This window comes from Neobacillus sp. K501, from assembly GCF_053749995.1.
Genome location: NZ_JBSLYA010000010.1, coordinates 96,328 through 113,746, shown reverse-complemented (window position 1 = coordinate 113,746; position 17,419 = coordinate 96,328). Strand labels below are relative to the sequence as shown.

The window sequence follows — 17,419 nt, the reverse complement described above, 5'->3', positions numbered from 1 at the left end:
TCATCACCCTCCTATCCCGAGCATAATCGTTTCTAGTGTGGCTTGAAGTGGTGAGCTGAGAACGCTTGGTAACACTCCGATTAAGACGATTAAGCCAATTAACACAAGCACCGGTACTAATTCGACACCCTTGAGGTCAAGAACGCCGCTGAAGTCGCGGTGTGATTTTCCGTACGTAATGCCAAGTGTGGCACGCAATAAGTAAACAGCGGTCATGATAATCCCGATGCACCCAACCGCTGCGATCCATGGCATTTCTTCAAACAGGCCAAGGAAGGCCATAAACTCGCTGACGAACCCGGACATCCCTGGAAGTCCAAGTGACGCCATTGCCCCTCCTAATAAGAAACCTGCGGCAATCGGCATCCCCTTTGCCATACCGCCAAGATTTTCGATCAGTGAGGTATCGGTGCGCTCATAGAATGCTCCGACCAAGAAGAACAATAAAGCTGAGATTAATCCGTGAGAGACAACTTGGAAAATCGCCCCTTGAATCCCCGCCTCGTTCATCGCCGCTAATCCGATTAACACAATCCCCATATGTGAAATCGAAGAATAGGCCAAAACCATTTTAAAGTCTGATTGAATGAACGCTAGAAACGCACCATAGAGGAGGTTCACGACCCCTAGGATGGCCAGCAATACCGATAAGTCCTCAAACTGCGCCGGAAAAATTCCCATTCCAAAACGAATTAAGCCGTACGCCCCGATTTTTAGTAGAATCCCAGAGTGAATCATCACAATCGACGGCGGTGCTTGAACGTGGACGCGAAGCATCCAGCTGTGCAATGGAAAAATCGGTAATTTCACACCAAACGCAATCAATAAAGCAATAAATAGTCCCAGCTTCAAATCCCCAGAAATTGGGATATTTGGATCGTTCATGATCTGTGTCAGCGTTTCAATATTCGTCGTTCCTGTTTGCCCAAATAAGATCATAATCACGATTAACAGAACGGCTGAGCCCAAACCATTATAGATTAAGAAACTGTAAGCTGCTTTTTCTTTTTCAAAATAGCCCCATTTTCCGATTAAGAAGAACGTCGGAATTAAGGTAATTTCAAAGAAGATGAAGAAAAGAATTAAGTTTTCCGCGGTAAACACGCCAAGCATTCCTGTTTCAAGCAGCAGGAATAGCATGAAGTAGCCCTTCCATTCTTTTTTAATATAAATGGAGGCAATCGCTGCTAGTGTCGCAACAACCGCTGTTAGGACAACTAAAAGCATCGTAAAGCCACTGACGGCAAGCTCATAGTTGACGGAAAAGATTCCTGATTCCGCTCCTTGAAGACCGCCGAATTGAATCCATTCTTTGTTGACCGCAAAGTCACTCAAGCTTTTTCCGACAAGATAATGAAGATAAATGGCAATCGCTATGAACAAGGCTGGCAATGTCGCTAAAAAGCCGACAAACTTAATGGTTTTTTCCTGGTTTGCAGGCATAAAAGCAAGAACCGCAATCCCTAATAACGGGGAGAATACTAATAGTGATAGAACGAAAGATAGATCCATTTAAAAGTACCCCCCTGTTATGGCAAAGATGACGGCTAACAACGCAAGCCCGACAAAGGCAACCGCTGCATAAGTTTGAATTTGTCCGCTTTGGAACTTTGAGCCTGCCGCGCCTAGACCTTGTACGATCCCAACTACCCCTTTGACAAGACCTTCGACGATGAAGACATCGATGAAGCGCAAGAAGTAGCTAATCGTTTTGGTCACCGCGACAACGGACATTTGATAGAATTCGTCGATGTAATATTTGTTGTAAAGAATGCTGTGAAGCGTATCGCCGCTTCCGGACAGCCAGTTGCGCGCGAGTGAGCGCTTGTAATACATCAGATAAGCCACGTAGATTCCCGTTAAGGAAACGACGGTAGCGGCAATCATAATCCAGATTGGACCTTCGACATGTCCGTGACCGAGAGCTTCATTGCCTTCAACAAGCCATTCCCCAAGATTATGGTTGAATGGTGTTTGCACGTAACCAGCGACGATTGCCAGGACACCAAGAACGATCATCGGGAACGTCATAACCGATGGTGATTCGTGAACATTTTTCGTGTGGCTGCGGGATTCTCCGGTAAATACCATGAAGAACAAGCGGAACATGTAAAATGCCGTCATGAACGCCGCGATCAGTGCTAGTAGGAATAGAACCGGATGGCCGCCTTCCCATGCTGCGATTAAAATTTCATCCTTACTGAAGAACCCTGAGAACAACGGTACACCGCTGATCGCGAGCGTCCCGATTAAGAATAAGGGACCGGTAAACTTAAGCTTTTTCCAAAGTCCGCCCATTTCCTCAATGTTTTGCGTGTGCACAGCGTGAATCACACTTCCGGCTGCCAAGAACAGCAAGGCTTTGAAGAAGGCGTGCGTCATTAAGTGGAACACACCAGCCACATAGCCGGCAGAGCCGAGCGCCAGCATCATGTAGCCAAGCTGGCTGACCGTTGAAAACGCGAGAACGCGTTTAATATCGGTTTGCACGAGACCGATGCTCGCCGCAAAGATCGCGGTGAATGCACCAATGATGGCGATGGTTAGAAGTGCCGTTTCACTTGCTGCGAACAATGGAAACAAGGAAGCGACAAGATAAACCCCAGCTGCAACCATCGTTGCGGCGTGGATTAACGCGGAAACCGGTGTCGGGCCTTCCATTGCATCCGGCAGCCATGTATGTAGCGGGAACTGACCTGATTTACCAACTGCCCCGACGAAAATCAGGATCGCAGTTAAGGTAATCATTGTTTGCGAGACCGCGCCAGATTCTACTGCGCTGAAAATCTCACTGTATTCAAAGCTTTTGGTTTCCCAGAATAATAGGATCATGCCGATTAGCAGTCCAACATCCCCGATACGGGTCATGATGAACGCTTTTTTCGCGGCCGTCTTCGCTTCTGCTTTGTAAAAATAGAAACCAATTAAGAGGAAGGAACCAACCCCGACAAGCTCCCAGAAAATATAAGTTTGCAGAAGGTTGGGCGAGATTACGAGACCAAGCATTGCAAACGTAAATAGTCCTAAATAGGCATAGAATACTGGAAACCGCTCATCCCCATGCATATATCCCTTTGAATAGGTATGAACAAGGAAGCTGACGAGCGAGACAATTACTAGCATTAATGCATTTAATTGATTCACTTCAAAGCCCGCTGTTAAAGAAATATCCCCTATAGTAAGCCACTCTGCTGCCGTCTTAAATGTTGGTTCGGAAAAACGCTCGAACAACACAAGCAACGAATAAACCAGCGAAGCAAGCGTAGCCAAAATCCCCACATACGCACTCGCCTCTTTCAGACGCTTACCAAACAGAAGAAGAATCAAAAACGATAAAAGCGGGAAAAGCGGTATGATCCATGCATTTTCCATCATTATCACTATCCCCTTTATAACTTTTGGTGCCTGTCACCACTCGTGGACAAAAGCACCCATTTGTCCACCACACAAAGACACATTTATTTCCAATTTATCCACCTGAGATGGACAGTGTCTTTTTGTGGTGCCTGTCACCGAAGGTTTTAAAAAAATTTTAGTTTTTCATTGTGTCCATTTCGTCAATGTTTACGGTTTTGCGGTTGCGGTATAGCGCGATTAGGATCGCTAAGCCGACGGCTGCTTCGGCAGCAGCGACGGTGATGGTGAACAACGCAAAGATTTGTCCGGTAATCGATGGTGACATTCCGTATTTACTGAAGGTCACGAGATTGATATTGACGGCGTTTAGCATTAATTCAATCGAGATGAGGACGATGACGGTGTTTTTCTTTGTCAAAGCCCCATATAGTCCGATACAAAATAGGATTAGTGCTAGTGCTAGGAAAGCTGAAGCAGGAACTGAACTCATTCCTTATCCGCCTCCTTATCCTCTTTCTTTGCCAGAATTATCGATCCGACAAGAGCCACTAATAATAAAACAGATGTTAATTCAAATGGAATCACCCATTTAGAGTAAAGGGCTTCCCCTATTTTCATCGTATTGTCCACATGTAAGTCGGTTGGAACTTGTTCAATATTGAAGTCATAAATACCAATATAAACGGCAATCGCAAAGCCGACGATCCCTAAGAACAAGAAAACCTTTCTCCACTTGCCCGTTGTCGTCTCACCATTGTCATCATGCTTCGTTAACATAATGCCAAACAGCATAATAATTGTAATCGCACCGGAATAAATCAAGATTTGCACGGCAGCGACAAATTCAGCTGAAAGCAATACGTAAATCCCAGCAATGCTGACAAATGTGAAAATCAAGGCAACCACCATATGCACGACCTTGGTCAGGTTTAATAACAGCACACCGCCAATAATCGCCACAAGCGCGAGGCCCATAAACGCGATAAACTCGCCTGTTATTGTCATGCTTTATTCACCTGCCGTACGTTTTCATCATTTTCATCTAACCATTCAAGATTTTTAAATAACATATCACGGCTGTATTCCGCTAACTCAAAGTTATTCGTCATCACAATCGCCTCAGTCGGGCAAACCTCCGTACATAGGTCACAAAGGATGCAAATCTCAAAGTTAATATCGTAAGTGTCAATGATCTTCCCTTTTTTCGTCGGATCCGGATGCTTCTTCCCGGTTAAATTAATACACTCCGTTGGGCAAATATTCATACATTGATTACAGACAATACACTTCTCCGGATAAAACTTCTGAATCCCGCGGAAGCGGTCCGGAAGCGGAAGCGGCTCATCAGGATAATTATAGGTAACCTTTTCTTTCGTCAATTGCTTAAGGGTATACTTCAAGCCTTTCGTAAATCCAAGCACGTTTTTCACCCCTTTTTCAGGTTAAAATCATTCTAATCTGGTGTCTTTCACCATTACTTTTAAAAAAATAAAGTCTTAATTAACGCGGTTAAGAAAATGTTTGCCAAGGCGATTGGGAAAAGCACTTTCCAAGCAAATTCCATGAGTCTGTCGACACGGAACCGCGGTAGTGTCGCCCGTAACCACATATAAACAAAGACAACCACGCTAAATTTGAGCGCAAACCATACGGCGCCAGGGATAAATCCTAAGAACTCAAACGGTGGCAGCCAGCCACCTAAGAAAATCGTCGTGATTAAGGCGGACATTGCAAACATGTAAACGTATTCTGTAAGCATAAAGAAGGCCCAACGGAATCCTGAGTACTCGACAAAGTATCCGGCAACCAGTTCGTTCTCTGATTCAGGTAGGTCAAATGGTGTCCGGTTTAATTCCGCAATCGAAGCGATGAAAAATACGATAAATGCCACTGGCTGCAAGAGAATGAACCAAGCTGTGTCATCCTGCTGTGCCACGATATCATTTAAATTCAAGCTTCCCGTTAAAAGGATGACACCCAAAACGGACATAACCAACGGAATTTCGTACGAGATCATCTGTGCACCCGCACGCATGCCCCCTAAGAGCGCATATTTATTGTTCGACGCCCAGCCGCCCAGCACCATTCCAAATACAGTCATTCCCGAAACAGCGATATAATAGAGCAATCCTACCCCGATATCGGCAAATTGGAATTTATCCGTAAACGGAATCGTCGCAAGGACCATAAACGCTGGCGTAAAGGCGATGATTGGCGCTAGGATAAATAACGGCTTATCTGCTGCCTTTGGAATAACGTCTTCTTTTATTAAAAGCTTCAAAACGTCGGCCACCGTCTGCAATAATCCCCACTTACCGCCAAGCTGGTTCGGGCCGTGACGGGCCTGCATGTATCCTAATACCTTTCGTTCTGCTAATATCGCATAGGTTACGAAACCTAAAACTACTAATAGTAAGACAACGGCGAGTAAAAAGAAGATTCCAAAGTTCATCCAGCCAGGACTGGACTCTAGCAACTCTTCGATCATTAGCCGTCCACCTCCCCAAGGACAATGTCCACTGCCCCTAAAATCGCAATCAAGTTTGCAATATTTTCACCTACTAATAATTTCGGGAGAATTTGCAGATTATAGAATGAAGGTCTTCTAAACTTTAAACGATACGGCTCTTTTTTACCGTCACTGGCAATATAACAGCCGATTTCCCCACGCGGTGATTCAATTCTGACAAAAGCTTCCCCTTTTGGTGCCTTAATAATTTTCGGTACTTTTGCTAAAATTTCACCCTCAGCCGGGAATTGCTCACATGCCTGCTCAAGAATTTTCAAGGACTCCGAGATTTCCTCCAAGCGCACATGATAGCGAGCTAAACAATCTCCCTCTTCTCGAGTGACAACATCAAAGTCAAAACGATCATAAATTGAATACGGTTCATCTTTACGAAGATCCCATTTCACGCCGGTACTACGCAGATTCGGACCACTTAGGGAATAATTGATGGCATCCTCTTTTGAATAAACGCCAACCCCTTTGACCCGGTCTAAAAAGATTTCATTCCCGGAAACAAGGTCATGATATCCCTTCAGCTGCTCCCGTAAATAAGGAACAAACTCTCTTACACCGTCAACCCAGCCTTCAGGCGCATCCCACTTCACACCGCCAACCCTCATATAGTTAAAAGTTAAGCGCGCACCTGATAATTCATTGAGCATATTGATAATCATTTCGCGATCACGGAAGGCATAAATGAACGGGCTCGTTGCTCCGAGATCGAGGATATACGTACCCCATGCCACAAGATGGCTGGCAATCCGGCCCAATTCCATCGCCATCACCCGCAGGTATTCGGCACGTTCTGGAACTTGAATGCCCATCATCGTTTCGACTGCATGACAAATGACATAGTTATTCGTCATCGCGGACAAATAATCCATCCGGTCGGTATAAGGGATGATTTGGGTATATTGCAAGTTCTCGGCTAATTTTTCCGTTCCCCGGTGTAAATAACCGATGACCGGTTTCGCTTCGATAATGATTTCCCCATCAATTTTAACAACAAGCCGGAAAACTCCATGCGTACTTGGATGCTGTGGTCCGACGTTTAATAACATTTCTTCTGTTCTGATCATGGCCATGGCTATACCTCCACATCATACGGTTCATAATCTTTACGCAGTGGATGGCCAACCCAATCTTCGCCAAGCATAATCCGGTGCAGTTCCGGATGTCCGGTAAATTTGATTCCAAGTAAATCATACGCTTCGCATTCCGGCCAGTTTGCTCCGGCCCAAAGCGGCTGCAAGGACTCGATTGTTGGTTCATCGCGGTCGATCTTCACTTTCAACGCAACCGTTTGACGGTTTTTGTATGAGTACAAGTGAACATACACTTCCATATGTGTTTGAAAATCTGTTCCATGCAGCTCAGATAGATAATCGAACCCGAGAAGCTCATTATATTTTAAAAATTGAGCCACTTTGAAATATGTATCTTTCTTTGCCACAAGTGTCGGAACATCTTTGGACAGTTTATTAATATAAGAATCTTCTAAAACATCAGGCCCTAAGTGATCCTCAATGACCTTTCTGTACTTATCTAAGTATTGCTGGTTCGGTGATGGCGCTGCCTCCGCTTCTGCTGCCGGTGCCCCGTCCCCTTTTGCCGCTCCAGCTGCTTTCGCTTTGGCTGCTGCTGCCGCTTTCGCTTTTGCTACTGCCGCTGCTTTTGCCTTCGCTTTTTCATCATCACTCGCATCAGCGCCGTCAGTTCCAGATGCCTTGGCCTTCGCCGCTGCTGCTGCCTTTGCTTTGGCTGCCGCTGCTGCTTTCGCTTTTGCCGCCGCTGCCGCTTTTGCCTTCGCATCATCCGAAGCTGGTTCTTCTGCTGGTTCTGCTCCTCCAGTAAGCTCCATCGCCTTTCGCTTCGCCGCTGCCGCCGCTTTCGCCTTCGCTACTGCCGCTGCCTTTTTCTTCGCGAGATCATCATCGCCTGCATCGGCTGGCGTTTCTGCTACTGGCTCTTCCACCGGTTCTGCTCCTCCGGTAAGCTCCATCGCCTTTCGCTTCGCCGCTGCCGCCGCTTTCGCCTTCGCTACTGCCGCTGCCTTTTTCTTCGCGAGATCATCATCGTCTGCATCAGCTGGCGTTTCTGCTGCTGGCTCTTCCACCGGTTCTGCTCCTCCGGCAAGTTCCATCGCCTTCCGCTTCGCCGCTGCTGCCGCTTTCGCCTTCGCTACTGCCGCTGCCTTTTTCTTCGCAAGATCATCCGCATCGTTACTAGCTTCAGCCACCTGAGGTTCTTCCACCCTGGCTGCTGGCTCGTCTTGGACAGCTGGCTCCACCGCTGCAGGAGCATCCTCATCGGCGATTCCTTCACGCTTCTTCTTCGCCAGTGCCGCCGCCTTCGCTTTCGCTGCCGCCGCTGCCTTCTTCTTCGCAAGATCCGCGTCATCCGCTGGTGCTTCCGCTTTTGCAGGTGCCTCTGGCTCTGATTTCTGAGCCGATTCCTCAGGCTTTGGCGCCGCTTCTCCAGCTGCCTTCGCCTGGCGTCTCGCTAACGCTGCCGCCTTCGCCTTCTCAGCAGCTTCCTTTTTCAATTGCTCGAGATCCTTCTCCCCGCTCATCGGTTAGATCACCTTCTTCCCAGTCTTCGCTTCGTAACGAATCTTTTCCTTTAATTTATTAATTCCATAAATTAATGCAGCCGGGTTTGGCGGGCATCCAGGAATATATACATCTACAGGAACGATTTGATCGACACCCTTCACAACCGAGTACGACTTCACATATGGACCCCCTGCCGTCGCACAAGAACCCATCGCAATCACCCACTTAGGCTCAGGCATTTGATCATATAAACGGCGGACAATCGGTGCCATTTTCTTCGTCACCGTACCAGACACAATCATGCAATCCGATTGCCTTGGCGACGTCCGAAAAATCGTTCCAAATCGGTCAAGGTCATAGTTTGCTCCACCCGTTCCCATCATCTCAATCGCACAACAAGCCAGACCAAATGTCATCGGCCACAACGAATTACTCCGTGCCCATGCCTTAATTTGCTCCAGCGTCGCGAAAAATACATTTCTTTCTAACTCTTTCATTTCCTGTGGTGATAGGTTTTCTAGTTTTAAATCCATTGTAGCACCTTCTTTTTCCAGGCGTAGATTAAGCCGATTAATAGCATAACCACGAAAATCAACATTTCAATTAACGCAAAAACTCCTAACTTATCATAAGCAACCGCCCATGGATATAAAAACACCGTTTCTACATCAAAAATAACAAACATCAGGGCAAAAATATAATAGCGGACATTGAACTGTACACGGGAATCGTGAAATGGATCAATACCGCTCTCATACGTGGTATACTTTGCTTCACTCGGCTTATGAGGACGCAAAAGCTTACCTAAATATAACGCCACAATTGGTAGCAAAACCCCAAGACATAGGAACACAAAAACTATCAGATAATTATTCTGATATAAATTCAAAAGTTCCATGTCCATCCCCTCCAATGTTGTAAATTTTCATAACAATGAAATTTGTAACCGATAACATTATAGCATTGTTACAAACCTGTGTCGACACGACCAACTACTTTAATTGGAAATTCCACCGCCGCAAAACTTTTCACTTCAAGCGTTTGAGAGCTCGCTCTCAAGAACGCCTTGAAGTGAAAAGTTTTGCAAGCTTCAGCGGTAGCAGAAGCGCAAGTTGCGTTAGCAACTGGCGGTTGAATTTCCAATTCACCCCACACCGGTCGGAGACACAAGGTCCCCCCTCCCCTGAGTGTTTGCGTGATCTCGCAGAGCAACCTCCCCGAAATCACCCCAGAGATGACGCAAGAGCGAATTTCCACTCTATTAAAAAACCGATTTCTCCGTGCACGTGATCTGCAGCGAAGCGAAAGATGACGTGCACATAGAATCAGGCTCGCAAGAGCCCAAATCGACAACTACCCCTATTAAATAACAAAATATTTAATCAGTCAGTGAGAATTGTCATAAAACGTTCATTTTTTTCCCTACTTATTTTACAAGACAACCCCTTCACTACCCCATCATATTCCGATCTTTCCATTTCATTCGAAAAATCCACGCAAATGATAGGAAAGTATCATGCTAATTTTGAAAATCAAACTTTGAATCCTATTAAAATGAATCATTTTTTCAAAATATGTTTTTGTCCATATCATTTCAAACATATGAAGCATTTACTATAGAGACGTCATAATAGAAAAGAGGTGAAGACTATAATGGGTGAAAAAATCAAATCTTCAGGTGCCCTAAATAACATTTCGGGTGCCACACTACTGGGACACATTGAACTGCTCAACGTCGACCCAGATGATTCTCGTGATGTATCACTTCTAGTCCTAGACTGGGGTTCAGCGCTAATCCAAACTGGTCCAGTCGCAGCATTACTAACTTTCACTGGAACGATTCCACCAAACACAAGAAGAAGCTTTACTTTTAATGTTCCTATCGGCTCTAACTACGAAGTTCGTATTTCCTACGAGGGTGACGATTTTTCAATCAACACATTTGCATCCGCAGTTGGAGGAACAGCATGGTTAGAAGGTCACACTGTCCTTAACGACGAATTCTTTAAAATTGAACTAGACTGATCCCTACAATACATGGACAAGCCCAAAAGGATGAACCCTTGATACTCCCTTGGGATCATCCTTTTTACATAAAATAGATGGACGCAAGACTGGCCTATGTAAAATTTTCCACCAAACTTATGTCATAAACTTAACATCCCCTTTTTCGAAACGTTCCAACATGCAGATCCACATCCCTTACCTGCATATTTCAACCACTTACCTGCCTTTTTCATCATTTTACCTGCCAAATTGTCACTTTACCCCCAAAAACTCCATTCCTCAACCCAATCAATCACCAAAAATGCCGGTCGCAAGACCGGCTCACACCATTTCTTTTTAATTTTTCCACCAAACATACCTTACCCTTCTCATCAAAAATCCACCCACCTGCAGATTCACACCCCTTACCTGCATTTTTCACCCACTTACCTGCCTTTTTCATCTTTTTACCTGCCTAATCGTCACCTTTTCCCTAAACTCCATTCCTCAACCCAATCAATCACCAAAAATGCCGGTCGCAAGACCGGCTCACACCATTTCTTTTTAATTTTTCCACCAAACATACCTTACCTCTCTTATCTAAAATCCTCCTACCTGCAGATTCAGACCCCTTACCTGCAGATTTTACACACTTACCTGCCTTTTTCATCTTTTTACCTGCCTAATCGTCACCTTTTCCCTAAACTCCATTCCTCAACCCAATCAATCACCAAAAATACCGGTCGTAAGACCGGCTCACACCATTTCTTTTTAATTTTTCCACCAAACATACCTTACCCTTCTCATCAAAAATCCACCTTCCTGCAGATTCACATCCCTTACCTGCATTTTTCACCCACTTACCTGCCTTTTTCATCTTTTTACCTGCCAAATCATCACTTTACCCCCCAAACTCCATTCCTCAACCCAATCAATCACCAAAAATGCCGGTCGCAAGACCGGCTCACACCATTTCCTGTTAATTTTTCCACCAAACATACCTTACCTTTCTCATCAAAAATCCACCTTCCTGCAGATTCACATCCCTTACCTGCATTTTTCACACACTTACCTGCCTTTTTCATCATTTTTCCTGCCAAATCCACCAACATACGTGCCACCCTAACCAACCCCTACCCAACACCAACAACAACAACAAAACCACAAAAAAACCCGCCGGGTCCGAAAACCTGACGGGTTTGAAATAACATCTATTATTATCTTCCTTTAACCGTAAGACGGTTGATGGCACGTTGCAAGGCAAGCTCTGCACGTTTGAAGTCGGTGTCTTCCATTTTTTGATTACGAAGGCGCTGCTCGGCGCGCTCTTTCGCTCTCTCTGCACGTTCAACATCGATATCCTCTGCTCGCTCTGCTGCTTGAGCTAAGATTGTTACCTTTTCTGGGCGGACTTCTAGGAAGCCACCACTAACTGTAACAAGATCCTCTTCTTTGCCATTCTTTTTCATACGAACGACACCAACAGCTAGAGGAGCTACCATCGGAATATGTCCAGGTAAAATACCTAATTCACCACTAAGAGCCTTTGTACTAACCATTTCCACATCTGATTCATACACCGGGCCATCGGGAGTAACAACACTGACTTTAATCGTCTTCATTTTTTACCCTCCTGACCGTTTTTAGGCCTCTACACCCATGCGTTTTGCGGCTTCAACCACTTCTTCAATGCGGCCGACAAGACGGAATGCATCCTCTGGAAGATGGTCATACTTACCATCAAGGATTTCCTTGAAGCCTTTAACTGTTTCCTTAACAGGTACATAAGAACCTGGCTGACCAGTGAACTGTTCAGCAACGTGGAAGTTTTGTGACAAGAAGAACTGGATACGACGCGCACGAGCTACGATTAACTTATCTTCATCAGAAAGTTCGTCCATACCAAGGATCGCGATGATATCCTGTAATTCACGGTAACGTTGTAATGTTTGTTGTACTTGACGAGCAATACTGTAGTGCTCTTCGCCAACGATTTCCGGTGACAATCCACGAGAAGTCGAAGCAAGAGGATCCACCGCAGGGTAAATACCCATCTCAGTAAGTTTACGCTCAAGGTTTGTTGTTGCATCTAAGTGAGCGAAAGTCGTCGCTGGAGCCGGATCCGTATAGTCATCGGCAGGAACGTAAATCGCTTGGATAGATGTAACAGAACCTGTTGCAGTTGAAGTAATACGCTCTTGTAATTTACCCATTTCAGTTGCAAGAGTCGGCTGGTAACCTACGGCAGATGGCATACGGCCAAGTAGAGCGGAAACCTCAGAACCTGCTTGCGTGAAACGGAAGATGTTATCCATGAAGAAAAGAACGTCTTGTCCTTGCTCATCACGGAAATACTCAGCCATTGTCAAACCAGTCAAGGCAACACGCATACGTGCTCCTGGCGGCTCGTTCATTTGTCCGAATACCATCGCTGTTTGCTTGATAACGCCTGAATCCGTCATTTCATGGAAAAGGTCATTACCTTCACGTGTACGCTCACCAACACCCGCGAATACCGAAATACCGCTGTGCTCTTGAGCGATGTTGTTGATTAATTCCTGGATTAATACAGTTTTACCTACACCGGCACCACCGAATAGACCGATCTTACCACCCTTAATATATGGAGCAAGAAGGTCTACTACCTTAATTCCAGTTTCAAGAATTTCAACCTTAGTCGAAAGATTTTCAAACGTTGGTGCTTCGCGGTGAATCGAATCACGGCGGGCACTTGCTGGAATCTCTTCTGCAAGGTCAATTACTTCACCTAATACGTTAAATACACGGCCAAGAGTTACATCTCCAACCGGTACAGAAATTGGACCACCAGAATCCGTAACTTCCATGCCACGCATTACACCATCAGTAGAAGCCATCGCAATCGTACGAACAGTATCATCACCTAAATGAAGGGCTACTTCAAGGGTTAAGTTGATGTCAACTTCCGATGCATTACGCGCTTTAAAATCTAGTCTTAATGCGTTATAAATCTCAGGTAATTGACCATTTTCGAACTTAACGTCAATAACCGGACCCATAACCTGAAGAACGCGTCCTTTGTTCATCATTTTCCCTCCTAACTTAATCTTTCGGGATCCTTTGGAAAAAAGAACCTTGAAACCGACTCTCATCCCGGAACCGTCTAAAACGGAGTTGGGAACACAAAAACAGGTTCCCTCCCGCTAAAATTTATCAAGAACCCTACACAAGGTTCATTTTTATAAAAAAGGTTTTGCACCGTGAGGACGGCCTCACGAGCATTTCATCAAAATTCTACTTGTCTAGCTCCAGCGCCTAGGGGATCGGGTCATAAGCCAATCCGTCAAGAAGGTTAAAGAACAACCTTCTCACCGGCTCGCCTTATGCCTGTCGCCCCTGGGCAAGGCGCTTCCGCTTTTCTACTCAAGCGCTGCTGCACCGCCGACGATTTCCGCGATTTCTTGTGTGATCGCTGCTTGTCGGGCACGGTTGTATTGCAGGGAGTAATTTTTGATCATTTCTTTTGCATTATCGGTTGCGTTTCTCATTGCGGTCATCCGGGCAGCGTGCTCTGAGGCTTTGCTGTCTAGAAGTGCACCATAAATTAAGCTTTCAGCATATTGCGGCAGGAGAACTTCTAAGATTTCTTCTGCAGATGGCTCGTATTCATAGGAAGTAAGTTTGCCTGAAGCTTGGATATCCGTAAGCGGAAGCAGCTTCTTCTCCGTTACTTCTTGAGAAATTGCACTGATATAATGGCTATAGTAAAGATAAAGTTCATCAAATGTACCATCTGCAAACATGCCAACTGTGCTGCTGGCGATGGCTTTAATGTCATCAAAGCTAGGTTGATCCGAAACACCGCTGATTTCAAGTGCTACATTTATGCCTCGCTTAGCAAAAAAGTCACGGCCTACACGGCCGATTGCGATGATGGCGTACTCATCTGACGATTTATGACGGTCTTGGATTGTCTGATAGACACGACGGATGACGTTACTGTTAAAAGCACCAGCAAGTCCGCGATCACTTGTCATGACAATATAACCCGTTTTCTTAACAGGACGGGCTTGTAGCATCGGATGGTTCACACCTTTACTGCCTACTGCAATCGCCGCCGTTACTTCCTGGATTTTTTCCATATAAGGAACAAATGCTTTCGCATTCATAACGCCGCGGTTCCATTTAGCAGCAGATGTCATTTCCATCGCTTTTGTAATTTGACTCGTCTTTTTTGTCGAGTTAATTCTATTTTTTATATCGCGTAATGATGCCATAGGTTCTCACCACCCTCATTCAAAGAATGTTTGGGGTTTTTCCGGGGTGGTTTTAATGGTAACAAGCACTACAAAACCGTGCCAGCCACCATTAAACCAAAACCCCTTCCAAAACCCCGTTACCAATGTCAGACCCTACTTATTCGGAAACTGCGAACGTCTTTTTGAAGGCGTTGATTGCAGCAGCCATATCTTCATCAGAAGGAAGTACCTTCGTCTTTGTAATATGGTCTAACAAGTCTTTGCGATTGTGGTCTAACCAGTTAAGGAAATCTGATTCAAAACGACGGATATCCTGAACAGGAATATCATCAAGGAAGCCGCGTGTTAATGCATATAGGATTGCTACTTGTTTTTCTACGGAAAGTGGCTTGTTAAGGTCTTGTTTAAGAACCTCAACTGTACGAGCACCACGGTTAAGTTTAGCTTGTGTTGCCTTATCAAGGTCAGAACCGAACTGAGCAAATGCTTCTAATTCACGGTATGAAGCAAGGTCAAGACGCAGTGTACCTGCAACCTGCTTCATCGCCTTGATTTGCGCTGATCCACCTACACGAGATACGGATAGACCTGCGTTGATCGCTGGACGTACACCGGAGAAGAATAGGTCAGATTGTAAGAAAATTTGTCCATCTGTGATGGAAATAACGTTAGTTGGGATATAAGCAGAAACGTCACCTGCTTGTGTTTCAATGAACGGCAGGGCAGTAATTGAACCAGCACCAAGGGCATCGCTCAATTTCGCTGCGCGCTCGAGTAAACGGCTGTGCAAGTAGAATACATCCCCTGGATAAGCTTCACGACCTGGAGGACGACGAAGTAATAGGGAAAGTTCACGGTATGCAGCCGCTTGCTTTGAAAGATCATCGTATACGATTAATACATGCTTGCCAGCGTACATAAATTCTTCCGCCATCGCAACACCTGCGTATGGAGCTAAGAATAAAAGTGGAGCTGGTTGTGAAGCAGATGCTGTTACAACGATTGAGTAGTCTAACGCACCATGCTTACGAAGGGTTTCAACCGCGTTACGTACCGTTGATTCCTTTTGTCCGATCGCAACATAGATACAGATCATGTCTTGACCTTTTTGGTTCAAGATTGTATCGATTGCAACAGATGTTTTACCAGTTTGACGGTCACCGATGATTAACTCACGTTGACCACGGCCGATTGGTACAAGCGCGTCAATCGCTTTGATACCTGTTTGTAATGGCTCATGAACGGATTTACGAGCCATAACGCCTGAAGCAACTGCTTCAACCGGTCGAGTTTTAGTTGTATTGATTGGACCCATGCCATCCACTGGCTGTCCTAAAGAGTTTACAACACGACCAATTAGTTCCTCACCAACCGGAACCTCCATGATGCGTCCTGTACGTTTAACCTCGTCACCTTCTTTAATGTCAGTGAAAGGTCCTAAGATGATAATACCGACGTTATTTTCTTCAAGGTTTTGTGCCATACCTAAAACGCCGTTTGAAAATTCAACAAGTTCCCCAGCCATGACATTGTCAAGACCGTGAACGCGAGCGATACCGTCACCTACGGAGATAACTGTACCAACATCACTCACTTGAATTTCTGCCTGATAGTTTTCAATTTGCTTTTTTATCAGGGCACTGATTTCTTCAGCTTTGATGCTCATGAGTTTCACCCCTATCTAGCTTAGTAATTTACGTTCTAAACGATCGAGTTTGCCACGCAAACTGCCGTCATATATACGATTTCCGATACGGAGCTTGACGCCGCCGAGCAATTCGGAATCTACGATATTTTCAATTCTTAATGATTGTTTGCCAACCTTTGCGGCAAATACAGCGGAAATCGCTTCACGTTCTGCCTCTGACAGCTCACGTGTGCTGTAAACTTGCGCTTCAGCAACGCCTGCTGCTTCATTTGCCAGCATCAAGTATTGGTTCGCCACTTCGACGATTTCATCCTCGCGGTGACGGTCAATTAAAATCAATAATGTATTTAGTACATATCCATTCACAGTGGCAAAAGCTGCTTTTAAAATCTCTTTCTTCTTATCAATCGATAGCTTTGAAGATTTTAGAACGGCTTTTAAATCTGTGTTGTAGAGCATAACTTCTTTCACTACACGAAGTTCTTCTTCTACTACTCCAAGAAGCTGCTGTTCTTTTGCAATTTGAAAAAGAGCCAACGCGTAGCGCTTTGCTACCATGGAGTTGCTCATCGCTTTTCTCCTGCCTCTTGAATATATTCGCTAATCAATTTATCTTGATCGGCTGCATTCAATTCTTTTTCAATCACTTTAGAGGCAACCAATACAGAAAGGTGGGCAACTTGCTCACGAATAGCGGCAACTGCTTTTTCCTTCTGTTGATCAATTTCAAGCTTAGCTGCTTCTTTAATGCGCTCAGCTTCTGTACGAGCGATAGCGATAATTTCTTCACGCTGTACATCGCCTTGCTTTTTCGCGTTTTCAATTAAGTTCTGAGCTTCAGAACGCGCTTCTTTTAAAAGCGATCTTTGCTCTTCTAATAATTTCTTTGCTTCTTGACGGCTATTTTCAGCTGCGGTAATTTCACCGGCAACATGCTCTTCACGTTGCTTCATGATGCCCATTAATGGACCCCACGCGAACTTTTTCAACAATGCCATTAAGATGACAAACATAGCAAGCTGGAAAAGAATATCTCCCCAGTTTACACCAGAGTGTGCTGCTGCAGCACCTAATACTAAACTATTTGTTAACACCCGCGATTCACTCCTTTCAAGGTCTTTCCTTA

The 17,419-nt window shown here is 45.1% G+C and carries 19 protein-coding genes; 1 reads left to right on the top strand and 18 read right to left on the bottom strand.

Going from position 1 to position 17,419, the window contains the following annotated elements; genetic code table 11:
• Nucleotides 1-3: 3 nt before the first annotated feature.
• From ACWM35_RS20250 to ACWM35_RS20205, 10 genes are all read right to left on the bottom strand, one after another.
• On the bottom strand, nt 4-1,512 hold the full coding sequence (locus tag ACWM35_RS20250; protein ID WP_454820690.1) for an NADH-quinone oxidoreductase subunit M: 1,509 nt from the start codon (nt 1,510-1,512) through the stop codon (nt 4-6).
• Complete coding sequence (gene nuoL, locus ACWM35_RS20245; protein ID WP_454820689.1) at nt 1,513-3,375, bottom strand: NADH-quinone oxidoreductase subunit L; 1,863 nt, start codon at nt 3,373-3,375, stop codon at nt 1,513-1,515.
• A 157-nt stretch (nt 3,376-3,532) separates the two neighbouring features.
• On the bottom strand, nt 3,533-3,847 hold the full coding sequence (gene nuoK / locus ACWM35_RS20240; protein ID WP_454820688.1) for an NADH-quinone oxidoreductase subunit NuoK: 315 nt from the start codon (nt 3,845-3,847) through the stop codon (nt 3,533-3,535).
• Nucleotides 3,844-4,362, bottom strand: a complete 519-nt coding sequence (locus tag ACWM35_RS20235) for an NADH-quinone oxidoreductase subunit J (protein ID WP_454820687.1) — start codon at nt 4,360-4,362, stop codon at nt 3,844-3,846. Before ACWM35_RS20235 ends, nuoK begins: the two co-directional genes overlap by 4 nt.
• Complete coding sequence (gene nuoI, locus ACWM35_RS20230) at nt 4,359-4,778, bottom strand: NADH-quinone oxidoreductase subunit NuoI (RefSeq protein ID WP_454820686.1); 420 nt, start codon at nt 4,776-4,778, stop codon at nt 4,359-4,361. Before nuoI ends, ACWM35_RS20235 begins: the two co-directional genes overlap by 4 nt.
• A gap of 59 nt (nt 4,779-4,837) precedes the next feature.
• On the bottom strand, nt 4,838-5,845 hold the full coding sequence (gene nuoH, locus ACWM35_RS20225) for an NADH-quinone oxidoreductase subunit NuoH (RefSeq protein ID WP_454820685.1): 1,008 nt from the start codon (nt 5,843-5,845) through the stop codon (nt 4,838-4,840).
• Nucleotides 5,845-6,945 (bottom strand): NADH-quinone oxidoreductase subunit D, encoded by a 1,101-nt coding sequence (locus ACWM35_RS20220; RefSeq protein WP_454820771.1) that lies wholly within the window; start codon nt 6,943-6,945, stop codon nt 5,845-5,847. Before ACWM35_RS20220 ends, nuoH begins: the two co-directional genes overlap by 1 nt.
• A gap of 8 nt (nt 6,946-6,953) precedes the next feature.
• Nucleotides 6,954-8,438: an NADH-quinone oxidoreductase subunit C gene (locus ACWM35_RS20215; protein WP_454820684.1), complete on the bottom strand. Its 1,485-nt coding sequence runs from the start codon at nt 8,436-8,438 to the stop codon at nt 6,954-6,956.
• Between the two features lie 3 nt (nt 8,439-8,441).
• Nucleotides 8,442-8,954: a NuoB/complex I 20 kDa subunit family protein gene (locus tag ACWM35_RS20210; protein ID WP_454820683.1), complete on the bottom strand. Its 513-nt coding sequence runs from the start codon at nt 8,952-8,954 to the stop codon at nt 8,442-8,444.
• Entirely contained in the window at nt 8,945-9,319 is a 375-nt protein-coding gene (locus ACWM35_RS20205; protein WP_454820682.1) for an NADH-quinone oxidoreductase subunit A, read from the bottom strand. Before ACWM35_RS20205 ends, ACWM35_RS20210 begins: the two co-directional genes overlap by 10 nt.
• Before the next feature lie 755 nt (nt 9,320-10,074).
• On the opposite strand from ACWM35_RS20205, the gene ACWM35_RS20200 reads away from it, so the two are divergent.
• Nucleotides 10,075-10,446, top strand: a complete 372-nt coding sequence (locus tag ACWM35_RS20200; protein WP_454820681.1) for a hypothetical protein — start codon at nt 10,075-10,077, stop codon at nt 10,444-10,446.
• 688 nt (nt 10,447-11,134) lie between these two features.
• Here ACWM35_RS20200 and ACWM35_RS20195 read toward each other — a convergent pair.
• The 8 genes from ACWM35_RS20195 to ACWM35_RS20160 form a co-directional block, all read right to left on the bottom strand.
• Nucleotides 11,135-11,299 carry a hypothetical protein gene (locus ACWM35_RS20195; RefSeq protein WP_454820680.1) on the bottom strand — a complete coding sequence of 55 codons (165 nt, stop codon included), beginning with the start codon at nt 11,297-11,299 and terminating at the stop codon, nt 11,135-11,137.
• A 43-nt stretch (nt 11,300-11,342) separates the two neighbouring features.
• A complete protein-coding gene (locus ACWM35_RS20190) occupies nt 11,343-11,528 on the bottom strand; it encodes a hypothetical protein (protein WP_454820679.1) in 186 nt (61 codons plus the stop codon).
• Between the two features lie 96 nt (nt 11,529-11,624).
• Nucleotides 11,625-12,029: a F0F1 ATP synthase subunit epsilon gene (locus ACWM35_RS20185; RefSeq protein WP_454820678.1), complete on the bottom strand. Its 405-nt coding sequence runs from the start codon at nt 12,027-12,029 to the stop codon at nt 11,625-11,627.
• A gap of 21 nt (nt 12,030-12,050) precedes the next feature.
• Nucleotides 12,051-13,472: a F0F1 ATP synthase subunit beta gene (gene atpD / locus ACWM35_RS20180; protein ID WP_454820677.1), complete on the bottom strand. Its 1,422-nt coding sequence runs from the start codon at nt 13,470-13,472 to the stop codon at nt 12,051-12,053.
• A gap of 333 nt (nt 13,473-13,805) precedes the next feature.
• Nucleotides 13,806-14,663: an ATP synthase F1 subunit gamma gene (gene atpG, locus ACWM35_RS20175; protein ID WP_454820676.1), complete on the bottom strand. Its 858-nt coding sequence runs from the start codon at nt 14,661-14,663 to the stop codon at nt 13,806-13,808.
• Nucleotides 14,664-14,802: 139 nt separating this feature from the next.
• Complete coding sequence (atpA, locus tag ACWM35_RS20170; protein ID WP_454820675.1) at nt 14,803-16,311, bottom strand: F0F1 ATP synthase subunit alpha; 1,509 nt, start codon at nt 16,309-16,311, stop codon at nt 14,803-14,805.
• A 15-nt stretch (nt 16,312-16,326) separates the two neighbouring features.
• A complete protein-coding gene (locus tag ACWM35_RS20165) occupies nt 16,327-16,863 on the bottom strand; it encodes a F0F1 ATP synthase subunit delta (protein WP_454820674.1) in 537 nt (178 codons plus the stop codon).
• Nucleotides 16,860-17,387 carry a F0F1 ATP synthase subunit B gene (locus tag ACWM35_RS20160; RefSeq protein ID WP_454820673.1) on the bottom strand — a complete coding sequence of 176 codons (528 nt, stop codon included), beginning with the start codon at nt 17,385-17,387 and terminating at the stop codon, nt 16,860-16,862. The genes ACWM35_RS20165 and ACWM35_RS20160 overlap by 4 nt, the downstream gene beginning before the upstream one ends.
• Nucleotides 17,388-17,419: the final 32 nt, after the last annotated feature.

Bases quoted from the DNA above. Each gene is read 5' to 3' on its own strand.
- ACWM35_RS20250 (WP_454820690.1), bottom strand. From the start codon at position 1,512: ATGGATCTATCTTTCGTTCTATCACTATTAGTATTCTCCCCGTTATTA.
- nuoL (WP_454820689.1), bottom strand. From the start codon at position 3,375: ATGATGGAAAATGCATGGATCATACCGCTTTTCCCGCTTTTATCGTTT.
- nuoK (WP_454820688.1), bottom strand. From the start codon at position 3,847: ATGAGTTCAGTTCCTGCTTCAGCTTTCCTAGCACTAGCACTAATCCTA.
- ACWM35_RS20235 (WP_454820687.1), bottom strand. From the start codon at position 4,362: ATGACAATAACAGGCGAGTTTATCGCGTTTATGGGCCTCGCGCTTGTG.
- nuoH (WP_454820685.1), bottom strand. From the start codon at position 5,845: ATGATCGAAGAGTTGCTAGAGTCCAGTCCTGGCTGGATGAACTTTGGA.
- ACWM35_RS20220 (WP_454820771.1), bottom strand. From the start codon at position 6,945: ATGATCAGAACAGAAGAAATGTTATTAAACGTCGGACCACAGCATCCA.
- ACWM35_RS20215 (WP_454820684.1), bottom strand. From the start codon at position 8,438: ATGAGCGGGGAGAAGGATCTCGAGCAATTGAAAAAGGAAGCTGCTGAG.
- ACWM35_RS20210 (WP_454820683.1), bottom strand. From the start codon at position 8,954: ATGGATTTAAAACTAGAAAACCTATCACCACAGGAAATGAAAGAGTTA.
- ACWM35_RS20205 (WP_454820682.1), bottom strand. From the start codon at position 9,319: ATGGAACTTTTGAATTTATATCAGAATAATTATCTGATAGTTTTTGTG.
- ACWM35_RS20200 (WP_454820681.1), top strand. From the start codon at position 10,075: ATGGGTGAAAAAATCAAATCTTCAGGTGCCCTAAATAACATTTCGGGT.
- ACWM35_RS20185 (WP_454820678.1), bottom strand. From the start codon at position 12,029: ATGAAGACGATTAAAGTCAGTGTTGTTACTCCCGATGGCCCGGTGTAT.
- atpD (WP_454820677.1), bottom strand. From the start codon at position 13,472: ATGAACAAAGGACGCGTTCTTCAGGTTATGGGTCCGGTTATTGACGTT.
- atpG (WP_454820676.1), bottom strand. From the start codon at position 14,663: ATGGCATCATTACGCGATATAAAAAATAGAATTAACTCGACAAAAAAG.
- atpA (WP_454820675.1), bottom strand. From the start codon at position 16,311: ATGAGCATCAAAGCTGAAGAAATCAGTGCCCTGATAAAAAAGCAAATT.
- ACWM35_RS20165 (WP_454820674.1), bottom strand. From the start codon at position 16,863: ATGAGCAACTCCATGGTAGCAAAGCGCTACGCGTTGGCTCTTTTTCAA.